This window comes from Streptomyces sp. SID13726, assembly GCF_010548375.1.
Lineage (GTDB): Bacteria > Actinomycetota > Actinomycetes > Streptomycetales > Streptomycetaceae > Streptomyces.
The window spans coordinates 589,780-615,657 of sequence record NZ_JAAGLY010000004.1 but is presented as its reverse complement, the minus strand read 5'-3'; the positions used below and the strand labels follow the sequence as shown (position 1 = coordinate 615,657).

Here is a 25,878-nt window from a genome sequence, read left to right as displayed (position 1 = left end):
TTATGCGATGTGGTCTTCCTGGAGTTCCGCCGTGTGGCGGTTCGTGAAGCGGTTGACCATGCGTTCGGCCTCGCGCTGCGGGAGGACGACGCCGTAGGTCGCCTCCACGTCACCCCTGAGCTGGCCGGGGGACGGGTAGCTGCCGTCTATCGACTTCTTGAAGACCTGGTAGAAGTCTTCCTCCGTCGGTTCCGGGGAGCCGCCGCCCTCGCCCAGTTCCCGGGTGCGGCCGGTGGTCACCGGGATGGGGAAGCTGCCGGTCTCCTCCATCGAGGGTTCGGCGGAGGGTTCCCTGGGGGGTTCCTCGTACTGGATCTGCTGCAACTCGTACTGCTCCGCCTCGAGTTGCTCCTCGTACCAGCGGTTGTACTGCTCCGCGGGGTCGTAGTCGGGGTTGTAGCCGCCGTGGTACTCGACCTGCTTGGGGGATTCGAACCAGGGGCTCTGGTCCGGATCGGGATCCGGATCCGGGACCGGTTCGGGTTCGGCCTGCTGCGGCCTGCGGGTGCTGTTCAGCTCCAGGCGCTGCTCACCGGGGGGCGCCGTTCGCTGCGGGGCCGGAGCCGCCGCGGGCGCGGGGGGCAGCAACGCCGGTTCGATGCCTGCCGCCGCCAGCCCCGCCGGGGCGGTCTCCGCGAGCGGGACGCCGTAGCGGGCCAGGCGCAGGGGCATCAGGGACTCCACCGGGGCCTTGCGGCGCCAGGCCCGGCCGAAGCGGGAGTGGAGGCGGGCCCGGTAGACGAGACGTTCCTGCTCCAGCTTGATGACCTGCTCGTAGGAGCGGAGCTCCCAGAGCTTCATGCGGCGCCAGAGGAGGAACGTGGGGATCGGGGAGAGGAGCCAGCGGGTGAGGCGGACGCCCTCCATGTGCTTGTCCGCCGTGATGTCGGCGATCCGGCCGATCGCGTGGCGGGCCGCCTCCACCGCGACCACGAACAGGATCGGGATCACCGCGTGCATGCCCACACCGAGCGGATCCGGCCAGGCCGCCGCGCCGTTGAAGGCGATCGTGGCGGCCGTCAGCAGCCAGGCCGTCTGACGGAGGAGGGGGAAGGGGATACGGATCCACGTCAGGAGCAGGTCCAGGGCCAGCAGGACACAGATGCCCGCGTCGATGCCGATCGGGAACACGTAGCTGAAGTTCCCGAAGCCCTTCTGGATCGCGAGTTCACGGACGGCCGCGTAGGACCCCGCGAAGCCGATGCCGGCGATGATCACGGCGCCGAACACGACCACGCCTATGAGCACGCGGTGCATTCGAGTCAGCTGCATGGGCGCGGCCACGCGTACTCCCCTCCCTGTACGTGTTGTTGCGCGCAACAGAGTGGCACATGTGTGCTGCGCACGGGTGGCCGGTACGGGCCGTCAGTTCGACTTCAGCTCTTCGCCGCGGCCGACTTGGACGGAGATGCCGACTTCGATGCCGACTTCGACGTAGAGGGCGACGGGGACGCGGACTTCGAGGGGGCCTTGGACGCCGAGTCGGACGGGGCCGGGTTCGCCGCGCCCTCGCCGTTCGCCGCCGACACCGCGCCGACCGCCTCCTTGGCCGCCTGCTCGGCGAGCTTCACCAGGCTGTCCGCGCTCGGCGTCTTGTCGCCGGCCAGGCCCGCGCCGTTGTAGTCGACGGTGACGACGACGTTCTCCACGCGCGTGACGACCGTCTGCTGCTTGAAGGCGCCTTCCTTCTTCTTCAGGTCGTAGCGCACCAGCGTCGCCGCGTCGCCCGTCCCGGACACCGGCTGCGACTTGGTGTTCTTCGCGCCGTCCACCGACTCGGCGTCCTGCACCTGCTGGTCGTAGTACGTCTGCGCCTGCGCCTCGCCCGTACCGCGCGAGGTGTCCGACTCGAAGCGCAGCAGGGAGACGTTCAGCCAGCGGAACTGGGAGCCCTTCACGCCGTTGTTGTCGAGGCTGCTCCAGGAGCAGCTGCCCCGGGTGCCCGCCTCCGAGGTGCCCTGCTTGCCGGACTTCGACGCCTCGGGGACGAGCGACTTCAGGGTCTTCGTCGACAGCGTCTTGCACGACTCGGGCAGCGAGTTGTACGCCGCCGCCTGCACCGTGGGAGCCGCGCTCGCGGAGGCCGACGCCGAGGCGCCGCCGTCCGCGGCCTTGCCGCTGTCGGCACTGCCGCCGTCGCCCGAGCCGGAGTCGGAGGAGCAGCCGGCGGCGATCAGCATCACGGGGACTGCGGCCGCGCCGACAAGGACGCGGTGGAGACGCTTCGCTCGCGGGGCACGCTCTGCTCGTCGCTGCATGGTTCCTTCACTCATGACGCTTGTGGTTCCTGCCGTCGGATCGGGTCCGAGGGGCCACCGTACGCGGTGAGGATGCTGTGCGGTCCAGCTTCGAATGCTTTGTGAGAGCGGGTGAGGGGTGTGTGGAGAGCGCTCAGCCGGTCAGTGAATCGGCGAGCTGGGAGGCCAGTTTCCGGGCGTTGTCCTGCATTTCCTTGCTGTCCGGGGTGACGCCGATCGTCGTCGGCTGCTCCTCGTACTCGATCGTCACGATCACATTGGACGTGCGGAACGCCACAGTCACCTTGCGCTGCTGGGCCGTCGAACCGGAGTTGCTCAACGCGTCGTCCAGGAACGCCTCGTCGCCCAGATCGTCCAGGACGCGGGGCTGGAGATCGGACGGGGTGGCGGAGGAGGAGGGGGACGCGGAGCCGCTGGGGCTCGCGGTGCCGCTCGGGGTGGCGGTGGGGGGGGGGGTGGTGGTGGGGGAGGCGGTCGGGCCGGCGGTGCCGTCCTCCGTGCTGCCGTCCTCCGTGCTGCCGTCCTCCGTGCTGCCGTCCTCCGTCGCGTCCGAGGTGGCGCTGGAGGTCGCCGGCTCCGGCAGGTCGGCCTTCTCCTGGGCCTGCGCGAAGAGCTGCTGCGCCTGGCTGTCGTCGCTGACCGCGTTGTCGTACGACACCACGCGCTCGAAGTCGATCGAGAGGTACTCGGTGGCGTCCGTGGCCTCCACCTTCCAACGGCAGCCGACCTTGCGGTCCGTGTCGTAGGTGAGCGTGGCCTCGCCCTCGTAGCCCTTGGCGCGCTGGTCCTCGTCGGTGATCTGCTTGATGCCGGGCAGCAGGGCGTCGAGGGTGCTCTGGCTGACCACGCCGCAGGCCTCGGGGAGGGTGCGGTACCTGCCGGGCTGGGCGGCGGCGGTGGCGGTGCCCGCGTCGCCGGGGTTGGCGTCGTCGGTGGTGCCGTCGCCGCCGGAGCTGCCGGTGCAGCCGGCCAACAGCGCCGCCAGGAGGGCGGCGACGCCGGGTACGTAGGCCTTCCGCTGCACGGTGGGGCTCCTCTCGGAATGTCTCCGAAGCGTGGGGGTTCTCAGTGTCCCCGCAGGTTATTCGCTTGCCGCACGGGGGTGTGCCCTGGAGACAATGTGTATCGCACGCACAGCCGTGGACGCCGGTCCGTCATCCCATTCGTCGACCTTGGCGCCGGTTTTGCGATTTAAGACTTCTGTTTGTATTCCGGGGGAATGAGGACGATATGTCGTATGTGGAGATGCCGGGCGCGAAGGTCCCGATCCGTATGTGGGCCGACCCGGCGACCGTCGAGGACGGCGCGCTCCAGCAGCTGCGCAACGTCGCGACCCTGCCGTGGATCAAGGGCCTCGCCGTGATGCCGGACGTCCACTACGGCAAGGGGGCGACGGTCGGTTCCGTCATCGCCATGCAGGGCGCGGTGTGCCCGGCGGCGGTGGGCGTCGACATCGGCTGCGGTATGTCGGCGGTGAAGACGTCTCTCACGGCGAACGACCTGCCGGGGGATCTGTCCCGGCTGCGGTCGAAGGTCGAGCAGGCGATTCCGGTGGGGCGGGGGATGCATGACGCTCCGGTGGATCCGGGCCGGATGCACGGATTCGCGACCGCCGGGTGGGACGACTTCTGGAAGCGGTTCGACGGGGTCGCGGAAGCGGTGAAGTTCAGGGGGGAGCGGGCCAACAAGCAGATGGGGACCCTCGGCTCGGGCAACCACTTCGTGGAGGTATGTACCGACACGACCGGTTCCGTCTGGCTGATGCTGCACTCCGGTTCCCGGAACATCGGCAAGGAACTCGCCGAGTTCCACATCGGCGTGGCCCAGAACCTCCCGCACAACCAGGGGCTCATCGACCGCGACCTCGCCGTCTTCATCGCGCAGACCCCGCAGATGGCGGCGTACCGCAACGATCTGTTCTGGGCGCAGGAGTACGCCAAGTACAACCGCACCATCATGATGGCGCTCCTCAAGGACGTGATCCGCAAGGAGTTCAAGAAGGCCAAGCCGACCTTCGAGCCGGAGATCAGCGCGCACCACAACTACGTGGCCGAGGAGCGCTACGACGGCATGGACCTGCTTGTGACCCGCAAGGGCGCGATCCGGGCCGGTTCCGGCGAGTACGGCATCATCCCGGGCTCCATGGGGACGGGGTCGTACATCGTGAAGGGCCTCGGCAACGAGAAGGCCTTCAACTCCGCCTCGCACGGCGCGGGTCGGCGCATGAGCCGCAACGCGGCCAAGCGGCGGTTCTCGACACGGGACCTGGAGGAGCAGACGCGGGGCGTGGAGTGCCGTAAGGACTCCGGTGTCGTGGACGAGATCCCGGCCGCCTACAAGTCGATCGACCAGGTCATCGACCAGCAGCGGGACCTGGTGGAGGTCGTGGCGAAGCTGAAGCAGGTCGTGTGCGTGAAGGGCTGACGTGCCAGATCAGAGGTAGAGGTGAGGCCGAGGCCCCCGGTGTCCGCCGGGGGCCTCGGCCATGCGCCGGTCAGGCCGGATTCATGCGCCGGTCAGACCGTCAGATGGCGCAGGAAGAAGCGGACCGCGCTGTCGGCCTCGAAGCGGGGGAGCTGTTTGTGTGTGCCCGCGTTGGCGTGGAGGGTCTTCTCGGGGGAGGCGAAGGCGTCGAAGAGGGTCAGGGCCGCGTCGCGGGGGATGTGTTCGTCGTGCCATTGCATGGCGAACTCCACCGGGACGGTGATCCGCCGGGCGTGGGCGGTGAGGGCGTCGGGCCAGTGCTGGCCGAAGACCGCTGCCCTGACCCGGGGTTCGGTGGCCACGAACGGGATGCCGATCGCCGTGCCCATGTTGATGCCGTAGTAGCCGACCGGGGCCTCCGGGCCGATCTCGGGGAGTTCCTGGAGGGCGTCCAGGGTCGCCCGCCATTCCGGTACGGCCTGGTCGGCCAGGTGGGCGTTGTAGCGGACCGCGATCGGGCCCTCCGGTTCACCGGCCGCCCTCGCCCGGTACAGCTCGGCGATCTCGCGGTCGTCGTGGGGCGTGCGGGGGCGGTCGCCGTGGCCGGGGGCGTCGATGACCGCCACGTGGAAGCCGGCCTGGTTCACCAGGAGTTCGGCGCGGCCCGTCATCGCCGGGGCCTTCTTGTGGGTGCCGCCGCCGTGGCCCATGAGGATCAGCGGCCTGCCCGGGGCCGGGGTGGTGGCCGGGGACCAGAGGACGCCGGGGACCTCGCCGACCGTGAAGTCGCGTTCGCGGATGGTGTCGTGCATCGGTGTCACCCTTTCGGGAGTGCCTGTGGAGAGGCGCTCCCGGCGACGTCTGCGTCAGCCGCCGGACCGTGAAGCCAGGGGGAGCACCCATGTGCGTACGGCGTTCATGGGTCCCACCTCCTCGCGGCTGTCGTCACGGTCTCAGGTGCAAGGTAGCGGTCCGGGCGCGCCGACGCCCGGTATTTTCCGCGCACTCGGGGGCGTGGGGCACGACGGGGTCACAGGTCGCGGTGGACCTTCGTGTTGGAGGCCTGGGCGCGGGGGCGCAGGACCAGGAGGTCGACGTTGACGTGGCTGGGGCGGGTCACCGCCCAGGTGATGGTGTCGGCGACGTCGTCCGCGGTGAGGGGTTCGGCCACGCCCTGGTAGACCTTCTCCGCCTTCTCCTTGTCGCCGCCGAAGCGGGTCAGGGCGAACTCGTCGGTCTTGACCATGCCGGGCGCGATCTCGATCACGCGGACCGGGCGGCCGACGATCTCCAGGCGCAGGGTCTCCGCGAGGACGTGGCTGCCGTGCTTGGCGGCGACATAGCCCGCGCCGCCCTCGTAGGTGCCGTGGCCCGCCGTCGAGGAGACGACCACGATCGTGCCGTCGCCGCTCGCGTCGAGCTTGGGGAGCAGGGCCTGGGTGACGTTCAGGGTGCCGATGACGTTCGTCTCGTACATCGTGCGCCAGTCGGCGGGGTCGCCGGTCGCGACCGGGTCGGCGCCGAGGGCTCCGCCGGCGTTGTTGACCAGCACGCCGACCGTCTTGAAGGCGGTGGCGAACTCGTCGACCGCCTCGCGGTCGGTCACGTCCAGCTGGTAGGCCGTCGCCTGGTGGCCCGCCGCGTTGATCTCCTCCGCGAGGGCCTCGATACGGTCCTTGCGGCGGGCGGTGAGGACGACGCGGTAGCCGGCGGCGGCGAGCCCACGGGCGGTCGCCGCGCCGATTCCGCTGCTCGCACCGGTGACGATCGCGATGCGGGACGCTGCGCTGGGCATGGGCCGGGGCTCCTCGGGTCGGGGCGGTGTGTCGGGGCGTTCCCAGGATAGGCGGGGGCTGGTGTGGGCCTGGTGGGGGCCTGTTCCGGGCCTGGTGGTGGCCTGGTGGGGGCCTGGTGGGGTCAGTGCCTCGGGGCCCACATGATCACGGCCATGCCCGCGAGGCAGATCAGTGCGCCGGTGATGTCCCAGCGGTCGGGGCGGTAGCCGTCCGCCGCCATGCCCCAGAGGATCGAGCCGGCCACGAAGATTCCGCCGTACGCGGCGAGGATGCGGCCGAAGTGGGCGTCGGGCTGGAAGGTGGCGACGAAGCCGTAGGCGCCGAGGGCGAGGATGCCGCCGGTCGTCCACATCCAGCCGCGGTGCTCCCGTACGCCCTGCCAGACGAGCCAGGCGCCGCCGATCTCGAAGAGGGCGGCTACGACGAAGAGGGCGGCGGAGCGGGCTACGAGCATGGGGTTCAGCTTCGCACCTCGGGTCCGTGTCACCTGTTGGAGGGCGCCTGCCGGTCGGCGTACGTGGGATACATCCCAGGTCGTCTTGGTCGTGCTCGGTGAGGAGGTTCGGTATGCGGATGCTCGTGGTCTGGGGTGCGGTGGGGGTGGCTGCGGTGCTGGGTTGGGGTGGTGGTGGGAGTGGGAGCGGGGGTGGGCCCGAGGCGGATCTGGCGTATCACGGGGCCGCGTCCATGGCCGGGGGGCGGGTGGATGTGCGGTTCACTCCGCGGAACCACGGGCCGTCGGCTGTACCGGACGCGACGGTGCGGTTGCGGTGGTCGGAGGCGTTGGTGGATCGGCAGGGGTTGCCTGCGGGGTGTGCTCGGTCGGGGGAGCGGGTGGTGTTGTGCCGGGTGGGGGCGTTGGCGGCGGACGGGTTGGGGGAGCGGGTGGAGCTTCGGGTGCGGTTGAAGGGGGTGCCGTCGGAGGTGTTGCTGGAGATCGACACGGTGTGGGGTGGGGGGACGGTGGATCGGAATCGGTCGAATGACCGGCAGCGGGTGTTGGTTTTGGACAGTGGGGATGAGTACTACTTCTGAGGGGGCGGGGGTCGGGGGGTCGTGTGTCGGGTGCGGGTGTGTGGGGGCTTGTCGCGCAGTTCCCCGCGCCCCTGGGTGGGATTTGGTGGCCGGGGTTGGGAAGGGCTGTTGCTGGTCGCGCTCGCGCGGTGGAGCCGCATGTTGATCAGCCCCGCGCCCCTGGGGGAATAGGTGCCGGCGTGGTGTCGTTCTCCCCGTGTGCGGTTATAGTTGAACCGTCAACAAAGTGGAGGGTGAGCGAGCATGCAGTTCGGGATCTTCAGCGTTGGGGATGTCACGCCGGACCCGACGAACGGGCGTACGCCGACCGAGCGGGAGCGGATCAAGGCCATGGTGGCGATCGCGCTGAAGGCGGAGGAGGTGGGGCTCGACGTGTTCGCGACCGGTGAGCACCACAACCCGCCGTTCGTGCCGTCGTCGCCGACCACCATGCTCGGGTACATCGCGGCCCGGACCGAGCGGCTCGTGCTGTCCACCTCCACCACGCTGATCACCACCAACGACCCGGTGAAGATCGCCGAGGACTTCGCGATGCTCCAGCACCTGGCCGACGGGCGCGTCGACCTGATGATGGGGCGCGGCAACACCGGGCCGGTCTACCCGTGGTTCGGGCAGGACATCCGGCAGGGCATCAACCTCGCCGTCGAGAACTACGCCCTGCTGCGCCGGCTGTGGCGCGAGGACGTCGTGAACTGGGAGGGGAAGTTCCGGACGCCGCTCCAGGGCTTCACGTCCACGCCCCGGCCGCTGGACGGCGTCGCGCCGTTCGTGTGGCACGGCTCCATCCGGTCCCCGGAGATCGCCGAGCAGGCCGCGTACTACGGCGACGGGTTCTTCCACAACAACATCTTCTGGCCGGCCGACCACACCAAGAAGATGGTCGAGCTGTACCGGTCGCGCTACGCCCACTACGGGCACGGCACGGCCGAGCAGGCGATCGTGGGACTCGGCGGCCAGGTGTTCATGCGGCGCAACTCGCAGGACGCCGTACGGGAGTTCCGGCCCTACTTCGACGTCGCGCCGGTGTACGGCCACGGACCCTCCCTGGAGGAGTTCACCGACCAGACGCCGCTGACCGTGGGCTCCCCGGAGCAGGTCATCGAGAAGACGCTGAAGTTCCGCGAGTACGCCGGTGACTACCAGCGCCAGCTCTTCCTCGTGGACCACGCCGGGCTGCCCCTGAAGACTGTCCTGGAGCAGCTCGACATGCTCGGCGAGGAGGTCGTACCCGTGCTGCGCAAGGAGTTCGCGGCGGGCCGGCCGGCCGGAGTGCCGGATGCGCCCACGCATGTGTCGCTGCTGGCCGCGGAGCAGAACAAGGAGGTCGTCGCATGAGGCTCGTCGTCGTGTCCGCGGGGCTGAGCGTCCCGTCGTCCACGCGGCTGCTGGCGGACCGGCTGGCCGCGGCCGTCTCCGCGGCGGCCGTCTCGGCGGCGCCGGACGAGGTGCGGGTGCGGGTCGTGGAGCTGCGGGAACTCGCCGTGGAGATCGCCCAGAACTTCACCAACGGGTTCCCGGGCCGGGCACTGGCCGACGCCCAGGAGGCGGTGGCCGGGGCCGACGGGCTGATCGTCGTCACGCCGGTGTTCTCGGCGTCGTACAGCGGACTGTTCAAGTCCTTCTTCGACGTGCTGGACCCGGAGGCGCTGGCCGGGACGCCGGTGCTGATCGCGGCGACCGGCGGGACGGCCCGGCACTCCCTGGTCCTCGACCACGCCCTGCGCCCGCTCTTCGCCCACCTGAAGGCCGTCGTCGTACCGACCGGGGTGTACGCCGCCTCCGAGGACTGGGGCGCGGAAGGGCTCGACGGGCGGATCGAGCGGGCGGCCGGGGAGCTGGCGGCCCTGATGGGCGGGGTGTCGGCGGTCCGCGGCGGCGCCGGCCGGGCCTCCGGCGCGGTCGCGGCGGACGGCTTCACCGATGTGGTGCCCTTCGAGGAGCGGCTCGCCGCGTTGCGTCCCATCGGGTGAGAGGCCAGTAAGAAGGGCACCCGGTGAGCTGCTCATCACGTCGTACGACTCGGCGGGCTTGGCAGACTGGGGACGTGTCCCAGACTGTGCTGCTCGCCGAAGACGACCGTGCCATCCGTCACGCCCTGGAGCGGGCCCTGATCCTGGAGGGGTACCAGGTCACCGCGGTCGCCGACGGGGTCGAGGCGCTGGCACAGGCCCACAAGACGCCGCCGGACGTCCTCGTCCTCGACGTGATGATGCCCGGCATCGACGGCCTCCAGGTCTGCCGGGTGCTGCGCGCCGAGGGCGACCGTACGCCGATCCTCATGCTGACGGCGCTCGTGGAGACCCAGGACCGGATCGCCGGACTGGACGCGGGCGCCGACGACTACGTCGTGAAGCCGTTCGACGTCGAGGAGGTCTTCGCGCGGTTGCGGGCGCTGCTGCGGCGCACCAGCCCCGACGGGATGGCCCCCACGTCCGGCGCCCCCAAGGCGCCGCCCGCGCCCGACCTCCCCCAGGGCCGGATCGAGGCCGCCGGGCTGCGCATGGACGTCCAGGCGCGGCGGGCCTGGCGGGGGTCGCGCGAGCTGGAGCTGACCCGCACCGAGTTCGAGCTGCTGGAGCTGCTCGTGCGCAACGCGGGCATCGTGCTCGACCACTCGACGATCTACGACCGCATCTGGGGCTACGACTTCGGGCCCGGCTCCAAGAACCTCGCCGTCTACGTCGGCTACCTGCGCCGCAAGCTCGACGACCCCGGCGCTCCGCAGCTGATCCACACGGTGCGCGGCGTGGGTTACGTGCTCCGGGAGGACTGAGTGGGCCGCCTGGCCCGGCTGTGGGCCCGGCCGCGGCCCCGGCTGCTGTCCCTGCGGACCACGTTCGCGGTGTCCTTCGCCGCGGTCACCGCCGCCGTCACCGTGCTGGTCGGTGTGCTGTCGTACGGCGCCGCAGCGCGGCTCGTGCGGGTGGACCAGGAGTCCGTGTTCGACCAGGTCGTGCAGGATCTGCGCGACGAGGTCAGCCAGCACCGGATGACACCGGACGACTTCTCCTCCTCCGCGCCGGGACACGATCTCGTACGGCCCGCCCGAACCGATGTGCAGGTGCTCGGGCCCGTCGGGGAGGTCGCCGATCCCGGGCGTCCGGGGCTGCCCGTGGTCTCCGCGGACCGGCGGATCGCCGCGTCCGCCGTGGCCGGGCGGATGGTGCTGCACAAGGAGGTCTCCGTCGGCAGCGACGTGTACCGGATCGCCACCGTGTCCCTCGGCGGGGGGCGGGGGGCCGTGCAGGTCGCGCAGGAGTTCAGCGACACCGAGGATCTGCTGCGGGCGCTTCAGCAGCGGACGTTCCTGCTCATGGTCGCGGTGGTCGTCGGGGCCGGGCTGTTCGGGTGGTGGCTGGCCCGGCGGATCACCCGGCGGCTGGTCATCCTCACCTCCGCCGCGGAGGACGTGGCGCGGACCCGGCGGCTCGGGATCGAGGTGCCGGTCACCGGGTACGACGAGGTCGGGCGGCTCGGCCGGGCCTTCGACCGGATGCTGGGGCGGCTCGCGCAGTCCGAGGAGGACCAGCGGCGGCTGGTGCAGGACGCGGGGCACGAGTTGCGGACGCCGTTGACGTCTCTGCGTACGAACATCTCGCTGCTGCGGCGGATCGACGAGCTGCCGCCGGCGACTCGGGAGGAGCTGGTCGCCGATCTCGGGCAGGAGGCCCGGGAGTTGACCGATCTCGTGAACGAGCTGGTCGATCTCGCGGCGGGCCAGGCCGACAGCGAGCCGCCGCAGCGGGTGGATCTCGCGGATGTCGCGGAGGACGTGGCGTTGTTGGCCCGGCGGCGGACGGGGCGGGATGTGGTGGTGCGGGTGAGTGGGTCGACGGTGACGGACGGGCGGCCGGGGATGTTGCAGCGGGCGCTGTCGAATCTGGTGGAGAACGCGGCGAAGTTCGATCGGGAGGGGGGTGGGCCGATCGAGATCTCGGTGTCGGGGATTTCTGTGGGGGGGCCGGTGCGGGTGGAGGTTCTTGACCGGGGGCCGGGGATCGCTGCGGAGGATCTTGTGCGGGTGTTCGATCGGTTTTATCGGGCTGCGGATGCGCGGTCGTTGCCGGGGTCGGGGTTGGGGTTGTCGATTGTGCGGGAGGTTGCGTTGTCGCACGGGGGGGCGCCGTTTGCGTTTCCTCGGGAGGGGGGTGGGGCGGTTATTGGGTTCATGGTGGGGGGTGGGGGGTGAGGGGGGCAGGGGGCGGTTGTCGGTCGGGTGCGGGTGCGGGTGCGGGTGCGGGTTCGGTGGGGGCGGGCGTTTTGCGCAGTTCCCCGCGCCCCTGAGATGCCTGCGGCGGCCCGCTCGGCTCCGGTGGGGGCTTGTGTAGCGCTTTCGGTCCGGTGGTGGGGTCGGGGCCGGGGTGGGGGGTATCCGTCCTCGGTCCGGCGGCTCGGTCCCTTGTAGAAGGTGCTCGGTTATGGACGCCGGCCGCTGCGGGCGGACACCCCCCACCCCGTCCCCTGCGCGCCGTACGCGGCCAACGGCCCGTCGTGGCGCAGGTCCACTGCAGCTAGTCAGGGGCGCGGGGAACTGCGCGACCAGCCCCCACTCGCCCGCAGCCGCCCCACAACCGAACCCGGTACCCCCTAGGCCTGCTAGTTCGTCGTTCTGCCGAAGCAGCGTTCCAGTTCGTTCAGGTTGTAGAACTTGCTGCCCTTGGAGATGGGCTTGCAGGTGGGTTTGAAGGCGGTTTCCTGCTCGTTGTAGAGCATGTGGACGAGGTACGTGGTGCCCTTGCGGTAGATGTCCCACTGGATGTTGGAGCCGAGGGGGGCTACGTCGGCGCCGCGCCAGGGGTTGGTGGCGTAGGTGTAGGGGTGGGTGGTCGTGGCGGGGCGGGTGCTGCCGGGGAGGCCCATGAGGGCGGCGAGGGGGATGATCTCCTCGGCGTGGGTGAAGCGGAGCTCGGCGCCGAGGTCGGTCGTGTCGGCGCGCTTGGCCTCGGCCTTCTTGAAGAAGTCGTCGAGCAGGACGTCGGCCATCTTGTAGGTGATGTCGCTGTCCGCGAAGCCGGGGCCCTTCTCGTAGAAGTCCTCCGTGTCGCTCAGGTAGCCGAACCAGTCCGCGTCGCGCTTGGAGATGAACTTCTCCAGGCCCCAGCCCTTGCCGCCGGGGCTCTCCTGGACCATGGCCGGGGCGATGGCGTACAGGTTGTAGACCGCCTGGGCCGCGGCCACCTGGTCGTCGGCGGAGAGGGTGTCGACGAAGGAGGTCCTGAAGAGCTTCTTCAGGACGCTGCCGGCCGCGCTGTGGGTCTTCGGCTGGTCGGTGAGGGTCTTCAGGGTGGTCGCGAGGCGCTGGTCGTTCGCGATGTAGTCGCGGTACGCCTTGCCGCCGGCCGCCTTGTGGAAGTACAGCAGGTCGACGTCCGTGCGGGTGGCGCCGATGAGCGGCTTGAGGGACGGGTCCTTCGAGGCGAGGGTGCCGGCGAAGATGTTCGCGCTGTCCACCGCCCGGCCCTGGCCCGAGCTGACGACGTCGATCTTCTCGTTCTTCTTCGCGATCGTGGAGAAGAGGCTCGGCAGCCGCTCGGCGAGACGGGTCGCCGTGGACTTCAGTTCCTGTTCGCCCCGGCCGCTGAGGTCGCCGTAGCCGACCTTGCTCATCGCCGTCTGGAGGGCCTGCACCTTGGGGCCGAACGCGCGGCCCTTCGCGGTGAGTCCGTTCGCCGTCCCGGCCTTCGCGATGAGCGCGAGGACCAGGTCGCCGTCCTCGCTGTCGGTGGCGGCGCGGGAGCCGTGGCGGGAGACGTTCTCCGTGAAGACGGGGACGAATCCGGCCGGGGCCTTCTGGTAGGTGCGGGGGTTCTGCCGGGGCTCGTAGGGAGCCTTCGTGCCGTAGCTGGTGCTGTCGCTGCGGTGGTCCGGGTGGGCCTGGGCGGGGAACGCGGCGGCCGCGAGGAGGGCGGCTACGCCCGCGGTGGCCAGGGCTGGGGTGACACGTCTCATGTGCGCATCGTTTGCGGGGGACGTGAACCACGGGTGACCGCCGGGCGGCGGCCCGGCCTCGGGGAGGGCTGGCTCGGGTCAAGAGCGGATCGGGGGAGGGGAGGGGGTGGTAAAGGGCTGGGGCTTCTCCAGGCGCGGGCTCAGGTGGGCTCCTGGCGCAACGGTGTCGTCTCCAGTACGGTCCGTGCCGCTTCCAGTGCCGGGTGGGTCTGTTCCGCCACTCGCTGGAAGGTCTCCTGGGCCGTGCGGGCCGGCCAGGCCGGGGGGAGGTGGCGGGCCGGGAGTCTCGGGTCCGTGCGGATGGTCCACAGCCACTCGCTGACCAGGCGCAGGCGGGTGCCGATGGGGTCGTCGTCCGGGCCGTTGCCCAGGTGGGCGGTCCAGCGTTTGTCGAAGGTGACGTAGCGGGCCGCGATGGACTCCAGGTCCCAGGTGTCGCGGATCATCTGCTCGATGTCGGTGACCTCGGCGGCCTGCGCGTGGAAGATCTTGACGTGGGCGGTCAGGCCCAGCTCGGTGACCGTGGCGGAGACGTCGACCTGGCCGGGGGCGATCCACAGGCCGCTGTACAGGGCGCCGAATCCGGACCAGGTGAGGCGGGAGCGCAGGTCGTGGCGCTGGCGTTTCCAGGAGTCGGGCAGGGAGAAGCCGAGGAGGGTCCAGGAGCCGTCCCAGTCGTCGTTGACCGCGCCCTGTGTCCAGATGCGGGTGCGGCCGTCGATCAGGACCCGGGTGGCCTGCGGGGTCAGGGCGAAGAACATCTTGCGGCCCTCGCGCTGGCGGCGCAGCAGACCGCGGTTGACCATGCGGGTGAGGGTGGAGCGCACGGCCTGTTCGCCCACGCCGACCCGGCCCAGCACGTCGATGATGCTGCCCGAGTAGACGCCCAGCTCCCCCTGTTCCAGGACGTGGTTGCCGAAGAAGGTGAGCATGAGCGACTGGGGGCGCGGCTGCGGCCCGTCCGCGGTGTCCAGGATGTCGTCGTCCTCCACGGGGGCAAGGGTACGACCGCCCACTGACAGCTCGGCAGGCGGTCGTACGAGGTCATCGGCGGTGAGGTGGTCGGTGCGGGGCGCCGGTGCTCATGCGGTGACGCCCTCCGTGCGGGGTGCGGTGGGCTGTCCGGCGGGGCCGTCGCCCAGTGACGTACGGCTGGTCTCGCGGACGAACCACACCGTCAGCGCGGTGATCAGGGAGCCGCCGCAGATGAGGAGGGCGACGGGGGTGCCGCCGCCGCTGCTCGCGACCAGGCTTCCGGCGATCATCGGGGAGAAGCCGGCGCCGACCAGGGTGGCGCCCTGGTAGCCGAGGGACGCGCCGGTGTAGCGGACCTTCGTGCCGAACATCTCGCTGAACAGGGCGCCGAGCGGGCCGTACATCAGGGACTGGGAGATGCCGTGGCCTATGACGACGGCCAGGATCAGGGCGCCCGGGGACTTGGAGTCGACCAGGGCGAGGACGGGGAACGCGGTCGCGGCGGACAGGATCGCGCCGGTGAGGACGACCGGGCGGCGGCCGATCCGGTCGGAGAGCGCGGAGGCGCAGGGCAGTACGACCAGGGCGGTCGCGGCGGAGACGGTGAGTGCGGTGAGCACCTGCGGGCGGGGATAGCCGATGCCGGTGGCGTACGCGATCAGGTAACTGGTCAGCAGGGACTGGGCGGTGAAGGCGCCGATGCCGACACCGCAGGCCAGCAGCACGGGCTTCGGGCGGCGCAGGACGTCGAGGAGGGGGAGCCTCGACTCGGCGCGGTCCTTCTTCACCTCGGCGAACAGCGGGCTCTCGACCACCTTGAGGCGGACGAACAGGCCGACGCCGAGCAGCAGCACGCTCAGCAGGAAGGGCACCCGCCAGCCCCAGGCCGCGAACTGGTCCTTGGGGAGGGTGACGACCAGGGCGACGACGCCGGCGGAGATCAGGGAGCCGAGCGGGGCTCCCATCTGCGTGAAGCTGGACCAGAGTCCGCGGCGCTTCTCGCCCGCGTGCTCGACGACCATGAGCGTGGCGCCGCCCCACTCGCCGCCGATGGCGATGCCCTGGAGCACGCGCAGGGTGATCAGCAGGACGGGCGCCCACACGCCGATGGTGTCGTACGTGGGCAGCAGGCCGATGAGGAAGCTCGCGCCGCCCATCAGGCCCATGGTGAGCAGCAGCATGTTCTTGCGGCCGAGCCGGTCGCCGAAGTGCCCGAAGACGATGCCGCCGATCGGGCGGGCCACGTATCCGGCGGCGAAGGTGCCGAACGCGGCGATCGTCCCTACGGCGGGGTCGGCGCCGGGGAAGAACAGTTCGCCGAAGACGAGTGCGGCGACGGTGCCGTAGACGAGGAAGTCGTAGAACTCGACGGCGGTGCCGAGCAGGCCGGAGAGGGCGACCCGGCGGAGTTGGCGGGTGCGGTCGGACGCGGTGGGGGACGGGGGCATCGCGGTCTCCCTTGAGCGGGGGAAGGACATCGCGAAATTAGGCGCTCTGGTAATCGCAGTCAATAAAGTGCACAACATTGACAGTGATGTGACAGGGGTCACTGGAACCCGGTGATCCCCCCGGGCAGCTGAGAACGTGACCACAGATATGCGAACCCGGATACGGGCCGGGGATCCGGACGCCTTCGCGGAGCTCTACGACGAGTGCGCCCGCTCGGTGTACAACCACGCCTTCCGGCTGACCGCCGACTGGTCCGTGGCCGAGGACGTCATGTCGGCGACCTTCATGGAGGCCTGGCGGCGGCGCACGTCGGTCGAGGCCGAGGGGGGATCGCTGCGGCCGTGGCTGCTCGGCATCGCCACCAACGTGGCCCGCTCCCACCATCGCGGCAACCGGCGTTACCGGGCGGCGGCGAACGCGGCGGCCGGGGCGGGGCTCGTGACGGTCGCCGACCACGCGGAGGAGATCGCCGGGCGGGTCGACGACCGGCGCCGGATCGCCGCCACGCTGACCGCGCTCGCCTCGCTCCGGCGGCCCGAGCGCGAGGTCCTGGTGCTGTGTCTGTGGGAGGGCTTGGAGTACGCCGAGGCCGCCCACGCGCTCGGGGTCCCCGTCGGGACCGTCCGCTCCCGGCTGTCCCGGGCCCGCGGGCGGCTGCGGAAGCTGGCCGAGGCCGAACTCAAGCGGGCTTCGCGAGAAAAAAGGGAACTCACCCCGCCGAACCGGCAGACAAAGGGTGATCGCGACTACGCGATCCGGTCCGCACAGGAAGGAAACCGATGAACGCCAGCCCCTCCCAGCCGCACCCGGCCGAGTGGACGGAGACCCAGGGTCTGCTGCCCTCAGTGGAGCGGGATCTGCCGGCGGGCCGCCACCAGTTCCACAAGGAGCAGATGATGGCCCAGATCCGCGAAGACCTCCGTACGACCCCTGCCGTCGCCCCGGTCAGGCGCAACCCGTTCCTGCGGCGGGCGGTCCTGCTGCCCGCGCTCGCCTGCGCTCTCGCCGGCGCGGTGGTCGGCGGGCTCGCCCTGGCCGGTGGCGGCGGGGACGGGAAGACGTCCCTCGCCACCGGACCCGCGCTGACGACCCGGATCGGTACCGCCGACGCCCAGGGGGCCGGGCAGTTGCTCGACCACATCTCCCTGGCCGCCGCGGACGTCTCCGGACCGGGCGTGCGCGAGGACCAGTTCCTCTACATCGCGTCCAAGGTCGCCAGCACGTATCCGAAGACCGTCGACGACAAGACCACGATCGTGAGCGAGCAGCTGCACTCCCGCCAGGTCTGGGAGTCCCCCGACGGTCGGAACGGCTGGCTGATCGAGCCGGGCAACACGGGCGAGGACGGCATCACGCTGGCCGGGCCGAACCCGGTCAGCTCGGCGTACGACCGGCTGGCCAAGCTGCCCACCGACCCCGACGCCCTGCTCCGGAAGATCTACCAGGAGTCGGACGCCGTCCGGGACCCCGAAGTCCCGCGCGACCAGGCCGCGTTCGTCGCCATCGGGGACATGCTGACCGAGAGCTACCCGCCCGCGAAGCTGACCTCCGCCCTCTACCGGGCCGCCGCCGCGATCCCGGGGGTCGTCGCGGTGGACGACGCCGTGGACGCGGTGGGGCGCCACGGCGTCGCCGTCGCGCGGCTCGACGAACAGAGCGGACAGCGCACGGAGTGGATCTTCGACAAGAAGACCTACGCCTTCCTCGGTGAACGCAGCGTCCAGGTCGGGCCGAGCGAGACCTTCGAGAAGGGGACCGTCACCTTCACCGTCGCGATCACCCAGCGGGCGGTCGTGAACGAGATGAAGGAGGTGCCGGGCCGGGCCGGTTGACGGCGGCGGCCGGGGCGCCGGGTGGGCCGACGCCTCTGGCGCCCGGGCGGGCGGTCGGGCTAACGCTTCCGGCGCCCTGGGTGGGCGGTCGGGCTAACGCTTCCGGCGCCGGGGAGCGGTCAGCAGGACCAGGCCCGCCCCGAGGACGGCCAGGCCGCACCAGGAGGCGACGGGGAGGCGTTCACCGAGGACGGTGACCCCGAGCACCGCCGCCACGGCCGGTTCGGCGAGCGTCAGGGACGTGGCCAGCGAGGCCGGGGTGCGGCGCAGGCCGTAGCCGAAGAGGCGGTACGCCAGGCAGACGGTGAACAGGGCGAGGTAGCCGGCCACCGTCGCGCCCCGGGCGGTGGCGAGCCACTGCGTGCCGGTCAGGAGGACGAGTGGCAGAACCAGTAGACCGGCCGCGCCGAACAGCACGCCCATCACGGCGTCCGAGGAGTGCCCCCGCGTGATCAGCCTGCCGCCGATCAACGAGTAGGCGGCGTACGACAGTCCGGCGCCCCCGGCGAGCAGTACACCCGTCGGGTCCATCGGGGTGGCACGGCCGGCGAGTTCGGGGCCCAGCACCAGCAGGGTGCAGCCGAGGACGGCCGCCGCGGTGGCCGCGGTCCAGCGGCCGGTGGGCCTGGCCCCGCCGGTGACCCAGGCCAGCAGGCCGGTCAGGACGGGCGCGCTGCCCAGCGCGATCACCGTGGCCACGGCCACGCCGGTGCGGGCGACCGCGGGGTAGAACGTCACCGGGTATCCGGCCACCGCGAGCGCGCCGAGCACCAGCAGCCCCCGCTCACGGCGCGTGCAGGCGGCGGGCAGGGCGCGGGCGCCGCGTGAGGTGAGGAACAGCAGCAGGCCGCCGAGGGCGAGCCCGGCACAGCCGATGCCCGCCGCCGGTGCGCCGGCCGGGGCCAGGGCGGCGGCGGTCCCGGTGGTGCCCCACAGGACGGCCGAGGCGAGGATCGGTGCGGGGCCGTCGAGGAGGCCACCGGTACGGGTCGGGCGCGGGCCGGTGGTGTCCGGGCGCGCGGAGGCAAGGGGAGTGGTGCGGTTCGGCACGGTGTGTGAACTTCCGTCGTCGTAGGCGTCTGGGACCTGGTCCGGGACGGGCGCGTACGACATGGGCCCCGCATCGCCGCTGTGGGCGGGTGGGGGCCGGTGAGGGCTGGGATCGACCTCGGTGTGCGCGCCCGGTCAGGCGCGGAGGGGCGGGAGGACGGCGTGCCAGTAGGTGTTCACGGGGGGATGGTAATCGGTGGGGAAGGGGGGCGTCTTGGAGCGGGGGCAGGTTGCGGGTTGCGGGTTCGGTAGGGCTTTCGGTACGGCGTCGCTGTTCGGCGTGGCTCGTTCAGGTGGCCGGGAGGCTGTTGAGGAGGGTGTTCACGCGGGCCCGGGCGCGTTCGGTGACACCTGTCCCGGGGGCCGCGTGGAGGTGGCCGGACTCGATGGCGGTGAGCGCGGCCTCGGCGGTCTCGCGCGGGGTGAGGATGCCGCCGTTCCGTGCGGCGAGGTCGCGCATCGAGGCGGGGGTGCCGGGCGGCAGCTCGATGGCGCCCAGGGCCGCGGAGTTCCGGCCGAGGGGGGTGTCGACCAGGCCGGGGCAGAGGACCGTCGCCCCCAGGGTCGGCGCGACGCGCTTCAGCTCGACGTCGAGGGTCTCGGTCAGGCCGATCACCGCGTGCATGGTGGTGGTGTAGGGCGTGCGGTCGGGCAGGGGAGCGAGGCCGCCCGAGGAGGCGGTGTTGAGGAAGTGCCCGGTGCCCCGCTCGATGAGCAGCGGGGCGAAGGCCGTCACGCCGTGCACGACACCGAGCAGCTTGACGCCGATCATCAACTCCCAGGTGTCCGCCCGCTGTTCCCACAGGGGAGCGGCGGGCGAGACGACCCCGGCGTTGTTGCACACCAGGTCGACGCGGCCGTACGCCGTCATCGTGCGGTCCGCCAGCGCGGTCACCGAGGACTGGTCCCGGACGTCCGCCGGTACGGTCACCACCTCGGCGCCGGCGGCCTTCAGGGACGCGGCGGCCTCGGCCAGGCCGTCCTCGCGGATGTCGGAGAGCACCAGGCGCACACCGCGGGCGGCGAGCGCCTCGGCGAGGCCGTAGCCGATCCCACTGGCCGCGCCGGTCACGACGGCGACCTGCTCCTTCTCCACACGCATCGGCTGCTCCCTGTCCCGATTCCTCGCGAGTCGTCCCGGGCTGTCGGAAACGTAATTCTCGCTTCAGGTTAGCGGCCCTCTCGGCTGACGCACAGACATGGACGTGACCATGGTGTCGGCCGTGCCCGAAGTGCCGCCGATGGCATGGGAGTCGGCCGCCCCGGTGATGTCATACGGCGGCCGGCCTGGGTCGCCGGTCGCCGCGAAGGTGGAACAGGCCGGTCGCCGAGGGCACGGCCAGCAGCGCGCCGACGGAGAAGGCACCCGCGGACTGTCCCGCCACGGTGATGCTGCCCGGCCCTCCCCGGATCCGTTCCGTTCGGCAGGCGGTGCGTACGTGTGCCACGGGTGGATGAACCGGGCTGCTCCATAAGAGGGGCCGTGGGCGGAGGCGCCGCTGCGGGGGTTCTCCGTGCCTCGATCATCTGCGGGTCGGCGCTGGGCCGGCCAGCGGACGACCGAGGAGTGGCCAGATGTCGCACCGGCAGCGCGCACGGGCACGGGCACGGGCACGGTGGTGGGCAGCGATCTGCGCAGGGCTGACGTTGAGCCTGGTGGCCGGTCCGCAGGCTGCGGCGGCGGTCGCGTCCGACGGGCGCCCCGGTCCAGCCGCTTCCTCGGCGGAGATCGACTCCTTCCCGGTGGCGCTGGCCGCCTCGCTCGTCCACCCGGAGGCGCCGCCGGCCGGAGCCGACGACTGGCAGTGCAGGCCCACGAGTGAACACCCGCGCCCCGTCGTCCTGTTGCACGGCACGTGGGAGAACGCGTTCGCCAACTGGAGCATGCTGTCCCCCCGGCTGAAGCGGGCCGGATACTGCGTCTTCGCCCCCAACTTCGGTGGGCCGCCCGGCGTTCCGTTCAAGGCCACCGCGCACATCCCGGTGTCCGCACGGCAGATCGCCGCCTACGTCGACCGCGTGCTGGAGGCCACGGGTGCCCGCCAGGTCGACCTCGTCGGCCACTCCCAGGGCGGCGGACTGCTGCCCCGCTGGTATCTCCGGTTCGAGGGCGGCACGGACCCGGCGGACCCCGGGCGGAACAAGGTGCGCCGGCTCATCGGCCTGGCACCGTCCAACCACGGCACGACCGGCTCCGGCCTCGGGACCCTGACCAACCTGCTGGGCCTCACCGGCCCGCTGTCCCTCGTCGTCGGCCAGGCGTACGCGGACCAGATGATCGGCTCACGGGTGAACACCACGCTGGACCGGGACGGCGACACCCAGCCGGGCGTCGACTACACGGCCATCGCCTCCCGCTACGACGAGGTCGTCACCCCCTACCACCACTCCTTCCTGACCGCGGGCCCCGGCGCGACCGTCCACAACATCACACTCCAGGACGTGTGCCCCCAGGACGCCTCCGAGCACCTGTCCATCTCGTACGACACCAACGCCCTCCAACTCGTCGAGAACGCCCTCGATCCAGCCCATGCGCGGCCGGTGCGGTGCGGGGTCTCCGTACCCGTGCTCGGCGGCTGAGCCGGCCCCGGCGAAGAGAAGGCGAAGAAAGAGAAAGGGCGGGGTTCGAGAACCCCGCCCGCACACGATGAAACCTCGGCTCAGGGCCACACCAAGCAGTACGGCTGGTGTCCGGCCTCGTGGAGGCGGTGGCTGAAGTCCTGCCACTCATGCAGCAGTTGATACACGTTGAACGCGTCCCGCGGGCCGCCCCGGTCCGGGACCGTCGACCAGATGAAGGCTGCCGCGCCGACCGCTTCCTCGCCGATGCCGCGGAGGGGGTCCACGACGGTCATGGGGAGTTTGACTACCGCGTAGTCGGGGTGGAGGACGACCAGTTCGAGCGGGGGGACCTTGTGGAGGGGGACGCCTTCTATGCCGGTGAGGACCATCGCCGCCATGGTCTCCGGCTTGATCTTGGTGAACATGCCGTTCATGCCGAGCTCGTCGCCGCCGAGTTCCTCGGGGCGCATCGAGATCGGGACGCGGGCCGCGGTCGCGCCGTCGGGCGCGCCGAAGTACTTGTACGTCACCCCCACCCGACCACCATTCCTGCTTTCCGCCCTCAACCGATCGATCCGACGTTCGATACGTCGCTCGTCGCGTTCCGACTCACCCGGGGTGCCGGAGACACCGTGTCCCTGACGTGTCTCGGCCGCTTCCTCCGCCTCGCGTCGGTGCTTCCCCCGCCGGGCACGTCGAGGACCCAGGTCATCAGTCCCCTCGCCCAGTCCGCCACCGCGATGCATATCTCCACCCGACTGCTTTTCTAGGACGCGTGGCCCCCGCCGCGCAACCCGATCATCGTGTCAGTGACCTCCCCCACGGCCGCTCGCCGAAACGTGCGTTGAAACACCTGTCCGCAGGATCTTCGCAGCCCCTGAACAAACGGCTCGGTGCCATCGTCTCTGTGAGCTGTGTGTATCTGCATCCAGTTTCGCAGATCGTCGGGCGCCGGGGGGTTTCGAGCCCTGGCCTACCCTGAGGTAGTCACAGGCAACGAAGTCCGAGAACGTCGCAGAAGGTCGGAGTAGTCGCGGGATATGAGTGAATTGCCCTATTCGTATGATGCGCCTGTCTCGCAGGCCCTGTTCGACCGCGCGTCGGCCGTCACGCCCGGCGGTGTGAACTCCCCGGTCCGCGCCTTCCGCGCGGTGGGTGGCACCCCCCGCTTCATGGTGTCCGGCACCGGCCCGTATCTGACGGACGCCGACGGGCGCGAGTACGTCGACCTCGTCTGCTCCTGGGGCCCCATGATCCTCGGGCACTCGCATCCCGAGGTCATCGCCGCCGTCCAGGAGGCCGTGTCGAAGGGCACCTCCTTCGGCACCCCCGGTGAGGGCGAGGTCGCGCTCGCCGAGGAGATGGTCGCCCGCATCGAGCCCCTGGAGCAGGTGCGGCTCGTCTCCAGCGGGACCGAGGCCACCATGTCCGCCATCCGGCTCGCCCGCGGCTTCACCCGGCGCACCAAGGTCATCAAGTTCGCCGGGTGCTACCACGGCCACGTCGACTCGCTGCTCGCCGCCGCCGGCAGCGGTGTCGCCACCTTCGCGCTGCCCGACACCCCCGGCGTCACCGGTGCGCAGGCCGGGGACACGATCGTGCTGCCGTACAACGATCTCGAAGCTGTCCACGAGGCCTTCCACCGGCACCCCGGCGAGATCGCCTGTGTGATCACCGAGGCCTCGCCCGGCAACATGGGCGTGGTGCCTCCGCTGCCCGGCTTCAACCAGGGGCTCAAGGACGCCTGCGCGCAGAACGGCGCCCTCTACATCTCCGACGAGGTCATGACCGGGTTCCGGACCAGCAGGAGTGGCTGGTACGGGATCGACGGGGTCAAGCCCGATCTCATGACCTTCGGCAAGGTCATGGGCGGTGGGTTCCCCGCCGCCGCGTTCGGGGGGCGTGCCGACGTGATGGCGTACCTCGCTCCCGCCGGGCCCGTCTACCAGGCCGGCACCCTCTCCGGGAACCCGATCGCCACCGCCGCCGGGCTCGCCCAGCTGCGCCTGCTCGACGACGCGGCCTACGACGCGATCGACGCCGTGTCGCGGCAGATCCAGTCCCTGGTCTCCGGGGCGCTCTCCAAGGAAGGCGTCGCGCACACCGTGCAGAACGCCTCCAGCATGTTCTCCGTGTTCTTCACGGACCGCGCGGTGCGCGACTACGAGGACGCCAAGGCGCAGGAGTCCTTCCGGTTCACCGCCTTCTTCCACTCCCTCCTGGAGAACGGCGTCTATCTGCCGCCGTCCTCCTTCGAGTCGTGGTTCGTCTCCACGGCCCACGACGACCAGGCGGTTCAGCGGATCGCCGACGCCCTCCCGGCGGCGGCCCGAGCGGCGGCGGAGGCCACGGCAGCATGAGCGGCACGTTCGAGAACGACAGCGACATCACCGTCGTACACCTCATGCGGCACGGCGAGGTCGCCAACCCGGACGGCGTCCTCTACGGCCGTCTCGCGGGCTATCACCTCTCCGAGCTGGGGCGGCAGATGGCCGACCGGGTCGCCGAGCACCTTTCCTCGCGTGACGTGACCCACGTGGTCGCCTCGCCGCTGGAGCGGGCGCAGGAGACCGCCACGCCGATCGCCAAGGCGCACGGGCTCGACATCGCGACCGACGGGCGGCTCATCGAGGCGGACAACGTCTTCCAGGGCAAGACCTTCGGGGTGGGCGACGGGGCGCTGAAGAACCCGGAGAACTGGAAGCACCTCGTCAACCCGTTCAAGCCGTCGTGGGGCGAGCCGTACGTCGACCAGGTCGTGCGGATGAAGGGCGCGCTGGACGCGGCCAGGGACCGGGCTCGGGGGCACGAGGCCGTGCTCGTCAGCCATCAGCTGCCGATCTGGATCGTGCGGTCCTGGGTCGAGAAGCGGCGGCTGTGGCACGACCCGCGCAGGCGGCAGTGCACGCTCGCGTCCCTGACGTCCTTCACGTACCGGGGGGACCGGATCGTGTCCGTGGGGTACAGCGAGCCCGCGATCGACCTGGTGCCGGTCCATCTGCGGGCCGGGGCCAAGCCGGTGAAGGGCAAGAGCAAGGCGTTCGGGGCGTAGGCGGTCCGTGGGGAGCTGCGCCGCCGTCGTGGTGGGTCGCGCAGTTCCCCACGCCTGTTCGGGGCGCGCTCCTGTTACCGAATCCGGAAGTAGTGCCGGAACCTTCCTTCCCTTTGTCTCCTCTGACTGGGTGACCACCAGAGAACGTGACGAATCGGGGAAGCATGCACTCTCTCACCCGAAGGGGAGCACTGGGACTCGGCGCGGGAGCCGCGGCGGCTGTGGGGCTCTCGGGGTGCGGGACCCTCAGCGGGTCGGACGGGGTGTCCCACACCCCGAGTTCCGCACCGAGCAAGAAGCCGGCGCCCACCGCCCGCCCCATCGGGGACGGCTCCACCTCCTACACCGGCAAGCAGCCGCACCAGCCCGCCAAGCCGGTACCGCTGGAGCCGGGCCAGACCCCGCCGCAGTTCGTCGTCTTCTCCTGGGACGGCGCCGGTGAGGTCGGCAACGGGCTCTTCCCGCGCTTCCTCGACCTCGCCAAGCAGCACGGCGTGCACATGACCTTCTTCCTCTCCGGGCTCTACCTGCTGCCCGAGTCGAAGAAGCGGCTCTACAACCCCCCGAACAACCCCCGCGGCGCCTCCGACATCGGCTACCTCACCGACGAGCACGTCAAGGCGACCCTGAGCAACGTCCGGCGGGCCTGGCTCGAAGGGCACGAGATAGGCACCCACTTCAACGGCCACTTCTGCTCCGGCTACGGCACGGTCGGCAACTGGACGCCCGCGCAGTGGCGTTCGGAGATCGAGCAGGCCAAGGGCTTCGTCAAGGAGTGGCGCACCAACACCGGCTGGACCGACCTGCCCGCGCTGCCCTTCGACTACGAGAAGGAGCTCGTCGGCGGCCGCACCCCCTGTCTGCTCGGCCAGAACAACCTGCTGCCCACCGCCCGCCAGCTCGGCTGGCGCTACGACGCCTCCTCGCCCGGCGGCCGCCAGGTCTGGCCCGACAAGAAGAACGGCGTCTGGGACCTGCCCCTCCAGGCCGTCCCCTTCCCGGGCCGCAGCTTCGAGGTCCTGTCCATGGACTACAACATGCTGGCCAACCAGTCGATCAACTCGACCAACGCGCCCGCCTACAACTACCCGGCCTGGCGCAAGCAGTCCGCCGGCGCCTACATCGCCGGTTTCCAGCGGGCCTACGAGTCCAACCGCGCCCCCTTCTTCGTCGGCAACCACTTCGAGCACTGGAACGGCGGGATCTACATGGACTCCGTCGAGGAGGCCCTGAAGCACATCGCGCAGGAGAAGGAGAAGGGCGCCGACGTCCGCATGGTCTCCTTCCGGCAGTTCGTCGACTGGATGGACGTACAGAAGCCGGAGGTGCTCGCGCAGCTGCGGACGCTCGACGTCGGCCAGCAGCCCGCCGGTGGCTGGAACACGTTCCTCAAGGGCTCGTCCGCCGGGTCCTCGGTATCGTCCTCTTCGCCCTCCTCAAACGCTGCCTGAAATGCGGGTTTCCGCCCGCAAGGGGGGTGCGCAAGATCCCCAGAA

24 protein-coding genes are annotated in these 25,878 nt (G+C 70.9%); 12 read left to right on the top strand and 12 right to left on the bottom strand.

What is annotated here, in order from left to right; genetic code table 11:
* The 3 genes from G3I78_RS14090 to G3I78_RS14080 all read right to left on the bottom strand — a co-directional run bounded on the left by G3I78_RS14090 (position 1) and on the right by G3I78_RS14080 (position 3,282).
* Positions 1 to 1,284 (bottom strand): DUF2637 domain-containing protein, encoded by a 1,284-nt coding sequence (locus G3I78_RS14090; protein WP_164424072.1) that lies wholly within the window; start codon positions 1,282 to 1,284, stop codon positions 1 to 3.
* Positions 1,285 to 1,376: 92 nt separating this feature from the next.
* A complete protein-coding gene (locus G3I78_RS14085) occupies positions 1,377 to 2,273 on the bottom strand; it encodes a DUF3558 domain-containing protein (protein WP_203614881.1) in 897 nt (298 codons plus the stop codon).
* Between the two features lie 118 nt (positions 2,274 to 2,391).
* The gene (locus G3I78_RS14080; protein ID WP_164424070.1) at positions 2,392 to 3,282 is read right to left on the bottom strand and encodes a DUF3558 domain-containing protein; all 891 of its coding nucleotides are present in this window, start codon (positions 3,280 to 3,282) and stop codon (positions 2,392 to 2,394) included.
* Positions 3,283 to 3,488: 206 nt separating this feature from the next.
* Here G3I78_RS14080 and G3I78_RS14075 point away from each other — a divergent pair, with 206 nt between their 5' ends.
* On the top strand, positions 3,489 to 4,682 hold the full coding sequence (locus G3I78_RS14075) for an RtcB family protein (protein ID WP_164424068.1): 1,194 nt from the start codon (positions 3,489 to 3,491) through the stop codon (positions 4,680 to 4,682).
* A 92-nt stretch (positions 4,683 to 4,774) separates the two neighbouring features.
* Here G3I78_RS14075 and G3I78_RS14070 read toward each other — a convergent pair whose 3' ends face one another.
* The 3 genes from G3I78_RS14070 to G3I78_RS14060 all read right to left on the bottom strand — a co-directional run bounded on the left by G3I78_RS14070 (position 4,775) and on the right by G3I78_RS14060 (position 6,932).
* Positions 4,775 to 5,494: an alpha/beta hydrolase gene (locus G3I78_RS14070; RefSeq protein ID WP_164424066.1), complete on the bottom strand. Its 720-nt coding sequence runs from the start codon at positions 5,492 to 5,494 to the stop codon at positions 4,775 to 4,777.
* A gap of 218 nt (positions 5,495 to 5,712) precedes the next feature.
* Positions 5,713 to 6,477 carry an SDR family NAD(P)-dependent oxidoreductase gene (locus G3I78_RS14065; RefSeq protein WP_164424064.1) on the bottom strand — a complete coding sequence of 255 codons (765 nt, stop codon included), beginning with the start codon at positions 6,475 to 6,477 and terminating at the stop codon, positions 5,713 to 5,715.
* Between the two features lie 122 nt (positions 6,478 to 6,599).
* Entirely contained in the window at positions 6,600 to 6,932 is a 333-nt protein-coding gene (locus tag G3I78_RS14060) for a YnfA family protein (RefSeq protein WP_164424062.1), read from the bottom strand.
* A gap of 113 nt (positions 6,933 to 7,045) precedes the next feature.
* On the opposite strand from G3I78_RS14060, the gene G3I78_RS51965 reads away from it, so the two are divergent.
* The 5 genes from G3I78_RS51965 (at position 7,046) to G3I78_RS14035 (ending at position 11,702) form a co-directional block, all read left to right on the top strand.
* Complete coding sequence (locus tag G3I78_RS51965) at positions 7,046 to 7,513, top strand: hypothetical protein (RefSeq protein ID WP_239157791.1); 468 nt, start codon at positions 7,046 to 7,048, stop codon at positions 7,511 to 7,513.
* A 243-nt stretch (positions 7,514 to 7,756) separates the two neighbouring features.
* A complete protein-coding gene (locus G3I78_RS14050; RefSeq protein WP_164424059.1) occupies positions 7,757 to 8,848 on the top strand; it encodes an LLM class flavin-dependent oxidoreductase in 1,092 nt (363 codons plus the stop codon).
* Positions 8,845 to 9,483 (top strand): FMN reductase, encoded by a 639-nt coding sequence (locus tag G3I78_RS14045; protein ID WP_164424057.1) that lies wholly within the window; start codon positions 8,845 to 8,847, stop codon positions 9,481 to 9,483. Before G3I78_RS14050 ends, G3I78_RS14045 begins: the two co-directional genes overlap by 4 nt.
* Before the next feature lie 86 nt (positions 9,484 to 9,569).
* Complete coding sequence (locus G3I78_RS14040; RefSeq protein WP_164424217.1) at positions 9,570 to 10,286, top strand: response regulator transcription factor; 717 nt, start codon at positions 9,570 to 9,572, stop codon at positions 10,284 to 10,286.
* Positions 10,287 to 11,702, top strand: coding sequence for a HAMP domain-containing sensor histidine kinase (locus tag G3I78_RS14035; protein ID WP_164424055.1), 1,416 nt, complete (start codon positions 10,287 to 10,289; stop codon positions 11,700 to 11,702).
* A gap of 407 nt (positions 11,703 to 12,109) precedes the next feature.
* Here G3I78_RS14035 and G3I78_RS14030 read toward each other — a convergent pair whose 3' ends face one another.
* The 3 genes from G3I78_RS14030 to G3I78_RS14020 all read right to left on the bottom strand — a co-directional run bounded on the left by G3I78_RS14030 (position 12,110) and on the right by G3I78_RS14020 (position 15,885).
* The gene (locus G3I78_RS14030) at positions 12,110 to 13,462 is read right to left on the bottom strand and encodes a histidine-type phosphatase (RefSeq protein WP_164424053.1); all 1,353 of its coding nucleotides are present in this window, start codon (positions 13,460 to 13,462) and stop codon (positions 12,110 to 12,112) included.
* 140 nt (positions 13,463 to 13,602) lie between these two features.
* Positions 13,603 to 14,454: a PaaX family transcriptional regulator C-terminal domain-containing protein gene (locus G3I78_RS14025; RefSeq protein ID WP_343243742.1), complete on the bottom strand. Its 852-nt coding sequence runs from the start codon at positions 14,452 to 14,454 to the stop codon at positions 13,603 to 13,605.
* A gap of 90 nt (positions 14,455 to 14,544) precedes the next feature.
* A complete protein-coding gene (locus tag G3I78_RS14020; protein ID WP_164424051.1) occupies positions 14,545 to 15,885 on the bottom strand; it encodes an MFS transporter in 1,341 nt (446 codons plus the stop codon).
* A gap of 148 nt (positions 15,886 to 16,033) precedes the next feature.
* Here G3I78_RS14020 and G3I78_RS14015 point away from each other — a divergent pair, with 148 nt between their 5' ends.
* Together G3I78_RS14015 and G3I78_RS14010 are read left to right on the top strand one after the other, a co-directional pair.
* Positions 16,034 to 16,669 (top strand): RNA polymerase sigma factor, encoded by a 636-nt coding sequence (locus G3I78_RS14015; RefSeq protein ID WP_203614880.1) that lies wholly within the window; start codon positions 16,034 to 16,036, stop codon positions 16,667 to 16,669.
* The gene (locus tag G3I78_RS14010) at positions 16,666 to 17,718 is read left to right on the top strand and encodes a CU044_5270 family protein (protein WP_164424047.1); all 1,053 of its coding nucleotides are present in this window, start codon (positions 16,666 to 16,668) and stop codon (positions 17,716 to 17,718) included. The genes G3I78_RS14015 and G3I78_RS14010 overlap by 4 nt, the downstream gene beginning before the upstream one ends.
* Positions 17,719 to 17,811: 93 nt before the next feature.
* On the opposite strand, the gene G3I78_RS14005 is transcribed toward G3I78_RS14010, so the two are convergent.
* Entirely contained in the window at positions 17,812 to 18,831 is a 1,020-nt protein-coding gene (locus G3I78_RS14005; RefSeq protein ID WP_164424045.1) for an EamA family transporter, read from the bottom strand.
* A gap of 226 nt (positions 18,832 to 19,057) precedes the next feature.
* Positions 19,058 to 19,870: an SDR family NAD(P)-dependent oxidoreductase gene (locus tag G3I78_RS14000; protein WP_164424043.1), complete on the bottom strand. Its 813-nt coding sequence runs from the start codon at positions 19,868 to 19,870 to the stop codon at positions 19,058 to 19,060.
* 554 nt (positions 19,871 to 20,424) lie between these two features.
* Between G3I78_RS14000 and G3I78_RS13990 the strand changes: the two genes are divergently transcribed.
* The gene (locus tag G3I78_RS13990; RefSeq protein ID WP_343243741.1) at positions 20,425 to 21,348 is read left to right on the top strand and encodes an alpha/beta fold hydrolase; all 924 of its coding nucleotides are present in this window, start codon (positions 20,425 to 20,427) and stop codon (positions 21,346 to 21,348) included.
* Between the two features lie 80 nt (positions 21,349 to 21,428).
* On the opposite strand, the gene G3I78_RS13985 is transcribed toward G3I78_RS13990, so the two are convergent.
* Positions 21,429 to 22,076 (bottom strand): hypothetical protein, encoded by a 648-nt coding sequence (locus G3I78_RS13985; protein WP_203614879.1) that lies wholly within the window; start codon positions 22,074 to 22,076, stop codon positions 21,429 to 21,431.
* Positions 22,077 to 22,370: 294 nt separating this feature from the next.
* On the opposite strand from G3I78_RS13985, the gene hemL reads away from it, so the two are divergent.
* The 3 genes from hemL to G3I78_RS13970 all read left to right on the top strand — a co-directional run bounded on the left by hemL (position 22,371) and on the right by G3I78_RS13970 (position 25,833).
* Positions 22,371 to 23,690, top strand: coding sequence for a glutamate-1-semialdehyde 2,1-aminomutase (gene hemL, locus G3I78_RS13980; RefSeq protein ID WP_164424037.1), 1,320 nt, complete (start codon positions 22,371 to 22,373; stop codon positions 23,688 to 23,690).
* On the top strand, positions 23,687 to 24,382 hold the full coding sequence (locus tag G3I78_RS13975) for a histidine phosphatase family protein (RefSeq protein ID WP_164424034.1): 696 nt from the start codon (positions 23,687 to 23,689) through the stop codon (positions 24,380 to 24,382). Before hemL ends, G3I78_RS13975 begins: the two co-directional genes overlap by 4 nt.
* 164 nt (positions 24,383 to 24,546) lie before the next feature.
* Positions 24,547 to 25,833, top strand: a complete 1,287-nt coding sequence (locus G3I78_RS13970) for a polysaccharide deacetylase family protein (RefSeq protein ID WP_164424032.1) — start codon at positions 24,547 to 24,549, stop codon at positions 25,831 to 25,833.
* Positions 25,834 to 25,878 lie beyond the last annotated feature (45 nt).